At 56.0% G+C, this 15,620-nt stretch carries 9 protein-coding genes; 3 read left to right on the forward strand and 6 right to left on the reverse strand.

Annotation, left to right across the window (positions count from 1 at the left end):
• The first annotated feature begins 56 nt into the window (after window positions 1-56).
• From DOD19_RS18250 to DOD19_RS18265, 3 genes are all read left to right on the forward strand, one after another.
• The gene (locus DOD19_RS18250; RefSeq protein WP_162634385.1) at window positions 57-4,112 is read left to right on the forward strand and encodes a helix-turn-helix domain-containing protein; all 4,056 of its coding nucleotides are present in this window, start codon (window positions 57-59) and stop codon (window positions 4,110-4,112) included.
• A 54-nt stretch (window positions 4,113-4,166) separates the two neighbouring features.
• Window positions 4,167-5,657, forward strand: a complete 1,491-nt coding sequence (locus DOD19_RS18260) for a hypothetical protein (protein ID WP_162634386.1) — start codon at window positions 4,167-4,169, stop codon at window positions 5,655-5,657.
• A gap of 124 nt (window positions 5,658-5,781) precedes the next feature.
• Window positions 5,782-6,573 carry a type II toxin-antitoxin system death-on-curing family toxin gene (locus DOD19_RS18265; protein ID WP_112187026.1) on the forward strand — a complete coding sequence of 264 codons (792 nt, stop codon included), beginning with the start codon at window positions 5,782-5,784 and terminating at the stop codon, window positions 6,571-6,573.
• 205 nt (window positions 6,574-6,778) lie between these two features.
• On the opposite strand, the gene DOD19_RS18270 is transcribed toward DOD19_RS18265, so the two are convergent.
• From DOD19_RS18270 to DOD19_RS18300, 6 genes are all read right to left on the reverse strand, one after another.
• Window positions 6,779-7,075 (reverse strand): hypothetical protein, encoded by a 297-nt coding sequence (locus DOD19_RS18270; protein ID WP_112187027.1) that lies wholly within the window; start codon window positions 7,073-7,075, stop codon window positions 6,779-6,781.
• A gap of 184 nt (window positions 7,076-7,259) precedes the next feature.
• Entirely contained in the window at window positions 7,260-7,580 is a 321-nt protein-coding gene (locus DOD19_RS18275; protein WP_112187029.1) for a hypothetical protein, read from the reverse strand.
• Between the two features lie 297 nt (window positions 7,581-7,877).
• Window positions 7,878-8,207, reverse strand: coding sequence for a hypothetical protein (locus tag DOD19_RS18280; RefSeq protein WP_112187031.1), 330 nt, complete (start codon window positions 8,205-8,207; stop codon window positions 7,878-7,880).
• Window positions 8,204-10,531: a hypothetical protein gene (locus DOD19_RS18285; protein ID WP_112187032.1), complete on the reverse strand. Its 2,328-nt coding sequence runs from the start codon at window positions 10,529-10,531 to the stop codon at window positions 8,204-8,206. Before DOD19_RS18285 ends, DOD19_RS18280 begins: the two co-directional genes overlap by 4 nt.
• 2 nt (window positions 10,532-10,533) lie before the next feature.
• The gene (locus DOD19_RS18290) at window positions 10,534-11,355 is read right to left on the reverse strand and encodes a TnsA endonuclease N-terminal domain-containing protein (RefSeq protein WP_112187034.1); all 822 of its coding nucleotides are present in this window, start codon (window positions 11,353-11,355) and stop codon (window positions 10,534-10,536) included.
• Window positions 11,356-13,808: 2,453 nt separating this feature from the next.
• Window positions 13,809-14,987 (reverse strand): hypothetical protein, encoded by a 1,179-nt coding sequence (locus tag DOD19_RS18300; RefSeq protein WP_162634388.1) that lies wholly within the window; start codon window positions 14,985-14,987, stop codon window positions 13,809-13,811.
• Window positions 14,988-15,620: the final 633 nt, after the last annotated feature.

Below are 15,620 nucleotides of genomic sequence, written 5' to 3' on the forward strand. Positions count from 1 at the left end.
GGGTTTTATAGATGATACAATAAATTGTGTGTGCGATAAATTCGCTGGAGAAAAGTGTGTCTGATGATCGCTTCCCCTACAAGGAATTCGGAACGCTACTTGGAAGCCTCCGGCTGTCCGCCGGCTTTGCCAAGCAACAGGATCTGGCCGCCCACTTAGGTGTTAAGCAGCAGACCATAAGTAGATGGGAGCAAGGGTTATCTCGGCCCCGCGCAAAGGATGTGGCCACGCTCGCTCAGGCGTTGGGAGTCGACGAAGCGATTCTGTCGGCGCAGGCCGGGCACGCATCCGTCGTCGCGGCTATCCCCGCTGCAGGCACAGCGTTTGACCGTCCTCTGCCGCTGCATGCACTTACACCGGAGGGTTTTGAGCGCTTCTGTCGATTCCTGTTGGAGAGGCTTTACCGGGGGCGTGGCGACGTGCGTGCGTATGGTGGCCCCGGCCATAAGCAAGACGGCATAGACATCCTCGTCACAGGTGCCATTGGTGTGCATACGTACCAGTGCAAGCGGGTCGAGAAATTCGGCGCTCAGAAAGTGCACGCTGCGGTTGCCACCCAAACTTACCCGGCCGATCAAAAAGTGCTCCTTCTTTCGAGCACAGCTAGCCCCGATGCTCGGGATGCCATCGCCATGCACCCGGGCTGGCAACTGTGGGATCGTGAAGACATCTCCCAGCGGCTGCGTTCGCTTTCGATGCAGGACCAGATTGACTTGGTGGACATCTTCTTTCGGGGGCATCGATTTGACCTCCTCGGTGTGGATGAGGCCGGGCCCCTGCAGGCGGAGGAGGAATTCTTCAAGCCATTTCTGGCGGATGATCGACTCTTCAATCACTCCTGGGAATTGGTAGGGCGGGAAGATGAGGTGGACGCTGTAGCTCGGCATCTGCTCGATGCGTCAGTGGTATTGACGTTGCTAGTGGGTGGGCCAGGATATGGCAAGACCCGCCTACTGCGCGAAGTCGTTACGCGGTTGGCGAGCGCCCGGCCCGGCTGGCAGATTCGGTTTGTCTCGCAAACGGAGGAGGTGAAGGCGAAGCACCTGGAGCTTCTGGGGGGCAGCCCACTGCTTTTGGTTGTAGATGACGCACACGATCGAGACGACCTGGGGGTGCTTCTTCGCTTTGCAGCTGCAAACGCCCAGAGGCAGGTGCGGCTGCTCTTCTCGCTGCGCCCATACGGCAAGAACGCTTTGAAGCATCAGGCGGCGACGTTCAGTCTAACCACACCCGAAGTGCAAGAGGTTTGCCTCGAACCGTTGGACAAGGGACAGGCCAAGGCGCTTGCGGAGCGTGTCCTGGATCAGCTTGGTGGCCCGACCGACCAGGCGCAGGCTGTCGCGGAAGCAACTTTTGGCTCGCCATTGGCCACGGTGCTGGGCGCACAGATCGTCGCGAGGGACAAGATCGCGCCGGTGTTGATGAGCAACGCTGGAGACTTCCAAGACCATGTCCTGGCAAGACTGCAGGACGTCATCGCCGGCAAGATCGTGGCAGGCCAGGACGCGGTCCGGCTGCAAGCGGTGCTTCGCATTGCCGCGCTGGTGCAGCCGATTGTTCCCGATGATCCGAATCTGCTGGACCTGCTGCTACAGGTAGAAGGGGTCGAGCGCGCCGACGCTGCAAGGTTGTTGCGCTTACTGATTGACGCCGGCATTTTGTTTAAGCGTGGACGCCGGTATCGCATTGCTCCCGACTTACTCGCGGATTCGATTATTCAGTCGAACTATGTCGGGCCGGATGGAAGTGCGAACGAGCGCTCGGTCGCGGTCTTCGAGCGAGCTGCCGCAGAACAACTCAGAAACTTGCTGGTAAATCTGGGGAGATTGGAGTGGCGCTTGAGGGACGGGCAGACTGAAGGCGGTCGGATTCTTGCAAGCGTTGCTTCCAAACTTGAATGGCGAGATGACTACGTCAACGCGCACGTAGTTGCTGTTGAGGCGGTTGCCTACTATCAACCCAGATTCGCTCTGGACTTCGCCGCTCGACTTATCCGCGAAGGCCATGGAGATGACGCGTCAGTGCGTCGAATGCTGCGCAACGCCGCATTCACCATGACCTATTTGGAAGAGGCTTGCGCGCTGTTGTGGCGTGCTAGCAAAGCCGACAGCCGGACACTCAACTCACATCCTGATCACGGAATTCGGATTCTCAAGGAACTGGCCGAGTTCGAGCCGAATAAGCCCATCGAGTGCGTTCGCGTTGTAGTCCGTTTTGCTCTGTCGCTGCTGGATCGCCCCCATTCCCTCGAAGGTCCATATACGCCGTTCTCTATTTTGGAAGGGGCCCTGGGAACCGAAATGGAGTCTAGAGCGTGGACGTCGCGGGAAATGACGATTACCCGCCATCAGCTTCCATTGCCGCAAGTGAAGCAGGTTCGCGACGAGATTGTGTCGTCGTTGATACAGTACGTTGGCGGTGGGGCAACTCGACATGGCTACTTAGCAGCGGCAACGCTCGCAGAAGCGCTTCGCGCGCCAATGCACGGGGGTGACCGAGACGCATGGGATGATGAACACCGAGACGTTCTCCAGAAACTCTTCACGGCGCTAACGGAGAATGAGGCCCATCCACTCGTCGTGGTTCGTTCGGTGAAGTCAGCATCCTGGCACGCCTTTTATGGGCCCGCAGCGACGAAACCGCTGGCGCAGAGGATCATCGGTCTTCTCGACAGGGACCTGCCGACTCGCGTTGCACGTGCGTTAGTTGACGGTTGGGGCGGCGAAACGTACGAGTTGAAAGAACCCTATGATCGATCTGCAATCGAGTCCGATCGCATCGCACTCATCGAGGAGCTCAAAGCAGGGTTCACGTCTGTTGATGATCTAACGGATTTCTTGAACCAATATCTCAACGAGATTTCCGCGATCAGCGGCAAAGGTCTGGGCTCCGCCTTTGCGCTGATCAATCAGCTCATCGTGGAGATACCTGGTTTTGCAAGCGCCATCCTGCGCAGATACAAGGAGACGAAGAATGCCCCGCTGGCTTTGTACGCCGGCGCGGCTCTTGGGCACTTAATGGGGAGTAACGAGGGCCGCGCACAGGTCAAAGCGCTGCTTGAAGAAGCTGAAACCGAGGAGACGTTGGTTCTCATCGCCGACGCGTACTCTCGGTATCAGCCGCACGGGGCATACGGCGAGGATGATTCGGAGTTGCTGCGCAAGTGCTTTGAATCTCGAGCGCCGGCTGTGTTGGCCATTACCCCAAACATTGCTCAGACAGTTGCGAGACTGGACCCGGCGTTCGCCGTTGATCTCATCTGCAGCGTCAATTTCGAGCTGGCCGGTCGAGCCACACATGACCTCTTTATGTGGTTGTTGCACGAAAGCACGATTCCAAAAGAGCTGCTGCGGAACGAGCGCTATGAGCAGTTGCTCGAAAAGTTGGTTTCTATTCCAAGTCTCGATGACTACTGGATTCAGGAGTTCTTGAAGAAGGCGGTCCCAACTGTTCCGGACAAGGTGATGCACCTCGTCATCAGTAGGCTTGAGCGCGCCAGTCAGGTTGAAGGTTGGTCTTATCGTGTCCTCGAGCGAAGTTATATGGCTCGGCACAATGGAGAAAAAAACCTTGGTCTCGGTTTCACCCAGACAGCAGGTTGGGAAAACCACGTGCGGTTCCTCTTGGATTGGGCTTTGCATTCGAGAGAAGCTGGCGAGTACAGCAATTTCGGAGAGGTCTTCGCGGCGCTTTGTGGCCACTACGACGATTCATTGCTCGATGTGCTTGTGCAATGGCTGCGACAGGGACCGATGACCCGTGCTCGGATAGTTGGCGACGTATTGCGATACGCCCAGAACACGATCATCTATGATTTTCCGCAATTTGTTCGCGACATCTTGGACGTTGCGGAGACCTTGGGAGACGACGCTGTTACCGCGATCCGCTCAGCGTTCTTTTCGGCAACGATTTCGGGAGTGCGAGGCACAACGCCTGGCGAGCCATTTCCAGAGGACATACGTCTGCGCGCCCACGCGCAGCAAGCGCTCGCTGAGTTGAGTCGCGCCGATCCAGCATACGACATGTTTGCCGAATTTCTGCTTGTCGCGGAGCAGGGAATCGAGCGACAGCGTAAAGAGAAGGAGGCTCTCGATGCTGACGATGAGGAGTAGCCGCCGAAAATTGAATCTAAGCCCCCACTTTGCTACTCGAGGCGGAGGAATCCATTGACGACATACGAAGCGTACAAGCCGCTCAGAAACCGTATCGCGAGACTGCCTCTGGAGCGGTCGTTCGAGTGGCTGTGGGCACTATCACAGCACCTACTCAACAACGCACCTCTACCGCAGACGATCCTCCTACCGGGAGGACTGCCTATCAAGGGAAACTTCCATCCGTGGGAGCTAACGCTACTTGCGCGGGAGATTGTTTTGCATGCGGCGCCAAGTGGTACAGCAGATCTCGGCCGGACGCGAGATCTGGTCGACGTTATCAACAGCATACGTAGAGTCGACGAAGCTGTTGCCAAGGAGCATCTTCAGCCTTCACAGGTCTTTGCAGAGTTGCATCGTATCGCTCATCGTCAGTTTCCATTGCAGCAGCGACGTGATCCTGCAGTGATCATGCGTTACTTGAAGATTTTTGGAGAGCGTGACGTCGATGCAGTACTTGCTCGCGAAACGGGTCTCACGATACGTCAACTGTATTTCATGGGCCTAGCTGTGGCGGGCCATCTTGCGAAATATCCCGGCATCAACGCCCACCAAGACTATTCTTCTTTTGGTATCGGTGCGGAAGCAAGAACTACGTTCTTTAGCAAGATGGGCATTGATATCAAGACACTGCGCGCTCGAACCCGAGCGGCGCAGCACTACGACGATCGCTGGGCTTACACGTGGAATCCGCTCGAGGCTACGCCGCTCGTCGCACTGAACCCGCAGGCTCCCCACCTCTTGCACTGCCCGATACCGGCGCTGCTGTTGCAGAGAATCTCGCGCGGTGTGTTCTATGACTTGATCAAAGCGGTTGACTTCGACAACCCTTACGGACGGGCATATCAAGCGTACGTTGGGATGGTGATCCGCGAAGTCTTCGCTGGGCCATCATTTGTACTAGTCGACGAGGAAGAATATAAGGTAGGCCGCAACATTCATCATGGGGTCGACTGGATATTCACGGATGGCAGTGCCAACGTGTTCGTCGAGTGCAAGACCAAACGTCTACGGCAGGATGCCAAGGTCGCGATTGATGGAGCCGTTCTCGATGGTCAACTTGACGTCATGGCGCAAGCGGTAGTTCAGCTGTATAGGAATATTGAAGATGCCATCGCAGGAAAAACAAACTGGCGCCCTAACGACCAGCCTGTTTACCCACTCGTTGTGACGCTGGAAGACTGGTACCTCTTTAGCCCGGTGATAGTCGACCGTCTGGAGTCCATGGTCCGGAATCGCTTGGCCGACGCGCGTATTGACGAGCGCGTACTAGATACGATGCCGTACACCATTGCTTCAATAGAGGAATTCGAGATAGCCGGGCAGGCAATCGCCCGGACGGGAATTCAGCGGTTCTTCTCGTGCAAGACTAGCGTTGATCATCGATCCGTCATGCTGCTTCCCTTCGTGCACTGGCGTTTCTCCGATGCGTTGGAGGGAGCAACGAACTTGCTATTCAAGCAAGACTGGGAACGGCTTGTGCCGGAGATCGCCAATTTACTGTGATCCCCTCTTTGGATTCAGGGCGAGGCCGGCGGTTAGTCAGAAGAAGATGACAATTTGCGACGAACTAATGCCACAACAGTAGCGCCGCGTACACGTACGATGGACTTAGGGGAGCGCGGGGGAAATGATCCACACTCTTTCGATGTTAGAAGTCGTCGCAATACATGAGGTCCTCGTTCAGGACTTTGCTGGAAGCGATGATGCTGTTAGTCCGGCTGGAATCAAGTCGGAGCACCTGCTTGCCTCGGCTCTGTCACGTCAGCACACCGGCTTCGAGGGGCGCCTCAAATACGCCACAGTAGAGGCAAATGCCGCGACTCTCTGCTATGGAATTTGCTGTGACCATCCGTTCCACAATGGCAACAAGCGCACCGCGCTTGTTGCTACGCTGTGCCATCTTGATAAGAACGACAGGACATTTCGCGCAGATCTGACCCAGCAAGAGCTTTACGGCTTCATGGTGGCGATTGCCGGACATGATCTTGGTATCAAAGGCAAGAATCGCGATAAGTCTGACGAGGAGGTCGACTACATCGCGCGATGGCTTCGAAATAACACTCGCCGCGTTGATCGGGCGGACCGCTTGATTACCTACCGGCAACTACGGACGGTATTGCACGCGCACGGTTTTGCCCTCGAGAACCTTGACGGAAACGCGATCGACATCGTGCGGTACGAACGTAGGTCGGAGTGGTTCGGCCTACGCAAGCGTGAAGATCGTAAGCGATTGATTCGGATTGCTTGGCCACGGGATGGTGCAACCGTTGCGAGATCAGTGATAAAGGATGTTCGGAAAGCTTGCGGACTGACGGAAGAGGCTGGCGTGGACTCTGCAGCTTTCTATGCTGCGGAGCGTCCTGCGGACTACTTCGTTCAAACGTATAAGGGTACCCTTCGGCGGCTGGCGAAGACCTAAAGCGCCGCACGCGGAAAGAGCCTTTCATCGCTTAATACGTCGTTACGGATGGTTGCCCACGGCTGGCCAGCAGCGTATCGTGGCTCAGGTTGCACTTCTTCCGCATTCTCTGGCTTTCGCCGGCTTGTCGACATGTTTCGCAACATGTTTTCGCGTCGCTGAGGGCCCCGCCGTTACCTAGCTGGCAATACGAGCTCGCACTCGCCTATATCTGGTCGTCGGTCGCTGGCGCCTCATAGTGCAACAGCTCCCATGGTGTTTTGCCCTGCCATTTCCGGTAAACGCCCCGCAGCCGCTCCTGCCGATAGCCCTCGAAGTCGTGCTCGTACATGCAGCCGAATCGATCCTCGCCCTCGACGACGGGGCATTGCCCCAATCTCATCCACGCGCGGAACTCCGCTCGGAAGGGTTGCTCGATATCAGCTAAGCGAACGTAGTGCGTTTTATCGGCCGTCCGCCGCGCAATGTTCAAATTGCGCAAAACTTCTAGATCTGCCTGCATGAAGGCCTTCCGTAAATGTCTCGGTGTGGGCAAGTCGGTCCGTGCTCAGCGAGTTCATGTAACGCGGCATCCCGTCGTCTGTAGCGAGCGGAAGGGACGCGTTTCAGCGTGCTTGTCAGGTCGTGGGGTCAAGCAATGCCATGATGACCGCTAGCAGAGATGATGGTACGTAGGCTCTATAGCCTCATTCGCGGGGACGTTCAAAGTCTTCGTCCTCACCGACGTTTGGCATATTCACTAGCGCCCATGCAAGTTTTCCGGCTTCTTTTAGGTCTTGCGGCGGCCCGACACGTAGCCATTCGCCGAGCACTTCCCTCACACAGTGCTGACACAGGTCGAGGCCCACTAAGTTGCCGTCACCAAAGATGGAATCGAAGCCGCAGTGGTGGTCGACCGACAGTCGTTCCTGCCATTCGCCCGGATCGTCAGGAGTCAGCCGACGGTGACATCGGTCACAGGTGCATGCTGCCAGCTCTCTGGCAGTAACGGAGCGATATTCGCGCATGACCTTCCTCGGTGCAATATGTAAAGGGTGATCAAGTGTAAACATAGCTTAGTGCGTTCATCACTAGGCCGTAGTAGGTGGGTCCCGGCGCACGGCTGGATGAGTTGCTGTACGTGAAATCGAGGCAGGCAGTTGCGGCGCGTAGGCTGCCGCAGCATCCTCTGGACCATCGAGCGTGATCAGAAAGTAGTTTGCGCTAGGGAAGTGCCCGCCGCATGCTCACGTGCTCCCAAGACAGCGGTCGACGCGTGGCAGCAAGTGAACAGCACAGCAAGTCTATGAGGGTTCATCAGTCTATTAACCCTGTTTGTTGTTCGCCGGCGGCTGATAGTGCGATAACTCCCATGGTGCCTTACCCTGCCACTTGCGGTAGACACCGCTTAGCCGTTCCTGGCGGTAGCCCTCGAAATCATGCTGGTACATGCAACCGCGCGAGTCTTCGCCCTCGATTACGGGGCACTGCCCTAAGCGCATCCACGCGCGAAACTCCGCCCGAAATGGCTCAGGGATATCGACCAGGCGGACGTAGTGCGTTTTATCAGCCGCCATTTGCGCAATGTTCAAATCGCGCAGCACTTCCAAATTAGCTTGCATGGTATTGTTGCTCCGATAGCGAGCGTCGATCATCGGGCGGTTCTACGGTAAGCTTCCTCAGCCTTCCTCGCGGCAGCCGCGAGCAAATCGTCACTGGCGTCTTCGGAAGGCTTGTTTGCTGCGTTAAATTGCGTCGCATCTCCTGAAAGGGGCGATACGCCATAAGCTGCACGTTGGCGCTCAGCCAGTTCAGCATCCCGCCACGCGTTTCCATTTTGTTTGGCTTGCGCCACCGTAGCGCCGCCAGCGCCTGCATAAGCGTTGCCCCGACCATATTCGATTGAATCGATCTCTTCCTGCCGACGCGCTTTCAACGTGCCCGATGATTTTGCGCGCTTCTTCTTGAGCTCGTCTTCTCTCACCAGTTCGTCGATACGGGCGAATTCATGTGCTTTCCAAGAGAGCAAACCGAAACGCCGCTTGTCCTCCTCGATCATCTCTATCTCGAATACGTTCTCGTCCTGATCTTTGCACAAAAGCGATTGAGACAACTGCGTCGTCCGTTTGACGCCGACTTTGAGGGGAGGATTCTTTCCGGGTAATTTGGCCCACTCGGACGAGAGAGCGACCAGCTCGTTCGACGTGTAGGAGGCGTCCGAAAAGGTCACAAGTCCCTTCGAACAAACCCTTTCTTGCCAGGGTATGAGGGCATCATAAAGCTCTCGCTCCGTCCAAGCTCTGGCAGCTTGTCCCCTTCTTGAGGATTGATAGTATTGATGTATCGAGGCTGCAGTGATGCCGACGTTGGCCCTTCTCATGACAGCAGAGCGCAGCTTGCGCTTGTTAGCCGTCATGTTGACATGATTGATTGTTTTCAGTAGCAGACGCTCGAAATCATCGAGAGCAATTGGTTTTGCATTCCTTCTGATTCTTCGCTTTATTTTTTCGAGCAGGCTTTTGTCGCGGGTGTGACCTTCCTCGGTCTCTTCAGCCATGATATGAATCATGGTCCTGTTTAGACGCTCTCCTATCGCTTTCAGATCACCGCGTGCACCCGGCGGATTCAACATGATTCCGCCAAGGTCCTCATTCACGACGGATCGCACGTCCTTCGCTTTGCCTGGGCCATTGTCGACGAACACACCATCTATGTTTCCGTTTAAAAGGCCCGGCAAAGACCCCAAACCGAGCGATGTAGCACGGTCATCCATTGGAAGAATTGCAGATATCAGGCATCGCCGGTATCCCTCACCCTTCTCCCTATTTAGAGATATCTCATAGCCTCTTACTCCTCCGGAGAGTCTTGATACGCCGAAGATGATCGTCACTTCCATGGGCACCATCTTGCCGTTGACTACCGCTCCGATGGGGATCTTTGGCCGAAATCCATCGACATCGAGTATTTCCAACACACCTTGGGTGATGTCGCTCGAACTGCCCGTCCTGGGCTCAAAATACTGCTCCGTTGCAACGCGCCCAAAGCGCTTCTGCTGTAACCCCTTCTCTTGAACGATCTGCTTGTGGCGGTACCAGAACCTGCCATAGCTTGGAACCTTCTCTGGCTTAGCTTTTGCATAATGCGTTTCGCACATTCGACGGTGTGCTGTCACTAGCGAAGTTTTGTTCCCAGCCCATTCGGTCGTAAGAGACTCGGTCATGAAGTCGATATCTGTTTGATCGACGCGCTTGCCTCGCTTTGGCTCGGCATTGCCCTTTGCATGTGCTTTTGAACGCTTCAGTTGTTCCGCTGTGGACAGAGCGCCGGGCTTTTCCGCAGGTGAAAGCCGCGGTTTTCCAGGGCCACCTTGGAACGGTGTCAGCGCGAGCATGGATTTGCGGCCGCCGCCATAGCGCATGTACTTGGTGAAGAGCTTCAACAGGTACGCACGAAAGCCGGCACCCGCGCCTAGTTCTTGCCGCATTTGCTCGATGCGTTCAGAGCGTATTTGCGCATCCCAAAAGATGTAGTCGTTGATGATGTAGTCGTCCTCTCGCCCCAGTCCAGTTGGATCAACTTTGAGAAGCGCATTGATGAGCATCGTCCGCCGGTCCGTTCCCTCGAGCATGCTGGCCTGGACCTCCGCAATAGGAGGGCGCATGCAGGGAGGCTTGACGGGCTTTTGAACTGGTTTGACACGTGACAGCCAATCCTCGTGATCCACCTGAATGGGGATCGGTATCCTGCACTTTGGCGGCGGCTCGTCCAACGTAATAGGTTGAACGTGAAGCATCCTTACGCTCGGCTGCCAGGCTACCGCGACATACGCTTTGTTGTTCGGTTCACCAGCCAGTGCAAATGGCGCAAACCGCCGCAAGCGTGCCGGCCATGTTGCGTTATGGATTTCTCGCAAATGTGCAATGAGACTCGCGTCGGCAGTGGGAGGCAGTATCCGCGACAGAGCAGTCGGGTTGTCCATGATTACGTATCCAGTAAATGGAGTGGGTGGTCAACTCGCAGAGGGTGGCTCGGGTCTAGGCGTAGGAACCCGAAGCAGTTAGCGATGGCAAACAGCTCAAATGCCCGATTGATCGGCATTTGGAGACATCTGGAATGCCGCGACAGAATCGAATCGAGTGTGCCGTTCTGCGAATGAGTTTTAACGCGTTCTGCAAGCACGAGGGCTTCGTCATACGCCTCCCACACATCGATGTTCACGATCCACGTTCGCATCAACGCGTGATTCCCCCACATCAGCTTGCTGAACTGATCGCCGCGCAGCAGCTCCCAAGTCCAGCCACGCTTGGCAGACTGCTCTCGTTCTCGCTCCTGCCTTTTCCAGTCCTGCTCGGTTAGCTGGTCTCTGGCATCCTTGATGGACACCCCGTGATAGTGCAGGCGGTTATCCGGCGGAAGGGTTAAGGTCAGGACGATGTCATAGGTCTGGACAGCGGAAATCGGCATGCGCTTACCACGGCGCTTGGCTCGGTTGTAATCTTCCTGATCGTAGACCGGATATTGGTCACGAATGTCAACTACATAGGGGTTGAACCCGAATGCGAACAACGGGCGCATCTCGTTGAGGGAGAGCGCTTGGTGGGTGCGTCTAAACTTGATTGCGTTGAAGCTAGCTCGTGTTGCCCAACTGATATCGGCAGCGTCGCGCAATGGGACGTATCGACGGCCATGAGGAACGCCGTAGGCGTCGCGTGCGGGCAATGCGACGTGTCTTGGTGTCACAAATGGCGCTGTCAGCTCTAGGATCTGCATCTTCTTCGAACAAAGCAGCTGTGGCTTAGCCATAGGGCGTGCACTTCTTCGTCTGTGAGGTTGTCTACCTCTCCGGCTTGCTTTGGGAGCAAACCGGGGACTAATCCGGCGCGGATCTTTTCAGGTAACAGCCGCCGTCGAAACTTTGCCCAAGTCTCAAAGTGCTTTTTCAGTGCTGCGGCCGTTTTAGGCGACCGGGCACGTACATCTTTATGCTGCCAGGAGTTGCGAAGAGGGTGGTCCTTTAGCAGGCGCATCCTAGACAGGCGATAAGCGACGCCAGCCCGTATTAGAGTCTGTGCTTGCCGTTCAATGTGAGCAGCGCCCGACGCGTCTAACACCTGCGAAATATCCCCTTCGGGGAAGTGAACGCCATGTGCTCGAAGCCGTCCTTTAGTCGCAGCCAAGGCGTTCATGTACGGCAATTGATCGCGGACGCCGGTGTGCGAAAGGTATGGGTGGGTACTACGCAAAGATTCGTAGAGCTGGCATGTCTGAGGAAGTAGCTGGATCGACTGACCCAGCCTACGGGCCCTGTCTTCGGGGCTGTTCCTATGCATTGCTGGGCGTGCCGTGGGAGTGAAAATGTCGGGGGCGCTAGTGGTAGCACTGAGCACGGACTCGATCTCTTCCCAGCTTCCAAACATGGCGAGCAAAACGAATAGCGCGTGAAATGGATTTCGTAGGGTAGTTTCACCCAGCAGGAATCCGCTTACTCGTCTGCTTTTGAAGGGGAACCGCAGGCTGTCGCCCAGCTTGCCAATAGCGGGACTCATAAAGGTGCGGGTATATTGTTCCCACTTGACTTGTCGTCCCTTTGTAACTCCGATTTCCCGTGCTTTCTGTGAGGCAATAGCGGCAATCAGTTGTCCTTGAGCGTGCGGGGCGAAATCGGCGTCCAATAGACGATGCCATCCGCGGGCTATTGAGAACTCGAGACGCTCCATGGTTTTGCCGCGATGGCGCTCCCTTTGCTTCAGTGGCCCGCCACACACGCATCTACTGCGAGGGGCGCCTAAGGTTATGGAGCCTGAAAAGCCGTGAAGACACGTACCACATAGGTCGTAGACCGGTGTGCTGTGTCGTGGACAAACACGGATGTGTCGCATCAATAAATCCCGGCGCCAGAACGGGTCCCCAGTTGGAGCGATATCGTCTTCAAGGCAATCGAGGCAGATTGCAGGGCCCCATACAGAACGGGCTAGGTCGCGATGCCTACTGGACATGAGCCCCAATTTTGCGGTCAGTCCCGCGACCTCTGTGCCGATATGGTGCCGGTGCATGAGTTCCGACTGTGCTGCAGAAAGGAATCGATTGAAGCCGGGGACAAGCGTGTTGTTGGTGAGGACTGATTCCAGTGAGCCGACGCGATCGCCCAAGATCGGAACGTGTTCTTGGAGGCGGGTGGGCAATAGCCAGGGCAGGGAGGCATTTCGGCGACCTAGGAGTTGCACATGTAGGGGCTCCAATGCGCGCAAGTTGTGCCTGGCAACGTATCCAGCGAAGACCTCACCCTTGCAGATGGATGACGCTAAAAAAACACCAATCAAAGTATGACGATGAGTTTGCATATCGGGCATGAATCCGCAGGTTCTGGAGTGACCGCGCAAGTTGAGCCTCTGCATCGCAATGCCAGCTCTCAATTCGCTGCCTGTGCTCTTTCCAAGTAAGGGACGCTAGACACTCGTGGGATCGCGACATGACCCGATTTCCGGCGATGCATTCCCTGTCGACTGCGCTTGATGACAGTTGAGCCATTGGCGATCGTTTCGATATAGCCACATCCAAAGAGCGGCAGCTGTTGATCGGATAGTTTTCCGTGGGCGTCCAGCCTGCTTTGCCTGATGGGCAATCCACAAGTCCCGATTCTCTTGAAGTCTTTGTGGCGTCTGATCTGAAGCAGGAGACTTCGTGTTGCGCTTTGCGGCAACGGGTGAAGTCAGTGTGGGCGAATACTCGATCCGAGATAGAGCGACTTGCAGGAGAGCAACGGCCGTCGGATGCGGGGAGGACTTCGGATGCTCAAAGTAACGTAACAGGCGAACTAGTAGAGCTTCTGAGTGAAGCCACATGTCAAGCCTTACGTCTTCAAATCCGTTGGAAAGCGCCGCCGTGCAATCTCTTGTCAGGGTTGCCGTCCTGAGCTTGCGGGGCTCAGACATATATCCTCGCTCGTGCAACGTTTTAGCCGTTCTATCCAATGCGCTGTGACAAGAAGCGCCCCGCAGCAGCTCCAGGCACATTTCGGCGAGGCTTAGGCTATTGCGCTGTCGCCCCCGATTGGCGGCCGCAAGGAACATCAGCTCGCTAGCGCTGCAATTCTCAACGAGTCTTAATTGACATTGATGTACGGGGCTCCGCGCAGCAACACGCGGCTACGTAGTTGCCGCACTCCGGAATCTGTTGTGGTGGCAGCCAGTGCCATGAGAAGGCTGAATGGCGTCTCGAGGGCGGCGGCTGTATACAGGGTTCGGAGCATAGGGCGCCTACCTAGGAGCCAACAATGGTGCGGGATGTGTTGACGACAACTGCCGAACACCGAGCCAGTCACCGTATCGCGCTAGACTAGATCCCCGGTACAGCCCCCCCATTCCGATCTGCCGAACTGCGTTGACATCGCCTTCGTGCAGAGCGAGCGCCTTCTTGCCATACCTATGGAATGTGTCGGCGTTGAGCTCTTTTACGCCGAGTGACAAGAGTTGCAGCGCGATGCTGCTTAGCGCCGTTGCAAGGAGGCCAGGATAGCCAAACGTCAAGTCGTATGCGGCGGCAGGCAGCCATTCAGGCATCGTGGCAATGCCGGCGACTCGGAGCGTGGCATCGAACTGAGCTTCGCAAACCGCCTTCCAATGGTCTTCCCCAGCCCGTCCTGAGCGTGTGATCTCGAATAGGCCCTGAGGTGCCAAGGCTCCGGCGACACTGGGGAGCTGAGATAAGCCACATATCACGGCTCCCGGGGTCGCAAGACATAACACAGGGATGCCCGTGGTTCGCGTGAATTGAGCAAGTGCGTCCCAGGTTGCGTGGGCGGTTTTGCTGGTGGAGGTTTCAGTGCCAATTCCCTCGACGATAAGCAAGCCAAGGTTGGACACTACGCCAAGCGCGGTGATCACCGCCACAACGTCGCTGTCCCGAAACTGCGGGCTTCGCATACGCTTGGCATATTCTGTGTTGAAAACTGTGTCGAATGCCCCTAAGAATCCCTGCGCAAACCCCGACAACTTGCCTTCGATTGGCCACTGCACGCGCAGGGATCGAAGTTGAGCGTACTCGCTAAAGCCATTGTGCGTTTGCAGGCGATTCATTACGCAGCCCCGCCCGATAACCGATTCGACGATATCGGCAAGGCGGCGTCGCCCCATGCGAACCGGCGCGGCAACTACTATGCCGCGCGGACGTGCTCGCGGTCCTAGCCCAAATCGAGACGGGGGTGTGGCGGCATTTCTTGTCGGTCGATCATGCAAGAAGAGGTTTGCTGCGATGGTGTGGTCCCGATAGTCGGGTATGCGTAGATCCCTATCCATATAGGAGGCACGCACTTGAGCAACAACGGCGCTCACAATGCCCGCAGAGTTGGCGCTAGGAACGTAGATGTTGGATGCTTGGCGCATGATGGTCTCTTCGCGCGAGGAGCGGCTGTAGTTGCTTGTGGCTTTTTGATCCATGAGCCGCATGGCCTGAGATAGCTTTGGGACCGCTGGCATGTTGTCCAGCAGAGGGTTACCCGGGGCCACCAAGCCATCTGAACTGCCAACATCTGGATTTGCTAGCGAGGATGGTCCTTTCATGCCAGAGCCTTATTTGAGGTGACTATCCGTCATTGGCCTGTTGAGTGGATCTGTGCGCGCTTTTTTATTGCATACGCAACATTGGCTGCGACCGTGTCTGGGCAGGAATCCCTGTCGTGCCAAGGCTTCAGCAGAGCGCGCCGACGACTGCCTAAGTCGTCGAGGCGAGTATATGTTCAGAAAAAGATAAAAAGCGTGACTCAGAGTCTCATTTTAGGAATGGGACAAATAACGTCCCGAACGGTGTACTAAACTCATATCATTGGAGCTGCGACACTCATATCAGGAAAATGGGCACATGTGCCTAATGTTTGCAAATGTATGTCCCAATAATCGGACGTCGATGTGCTTTTCAAGATATTGATTTATATGAGTTTATTTTCCCGCGTGAAATTAGAGGTGTCGTGCCATGCGTGATCTTTTGTGTGCCATCAAAACCCGCAGTTTGGTGACGGCGAAACGGGGGCGTAGGCGCTTTCGCGCCGCTGTCGGTGAACTCGCCGCGTATCT

The organism is Ralstonia sp. GX3-BWBA, from assembly GCF_003290055.1.
GTDB classification, from domain to species: Bacteria; Pseudomonadota; Gammaproteobacteria; order Burkholderiales; family Burkholderiaceae; genus Ralstonia; species Ralstonia holmesii.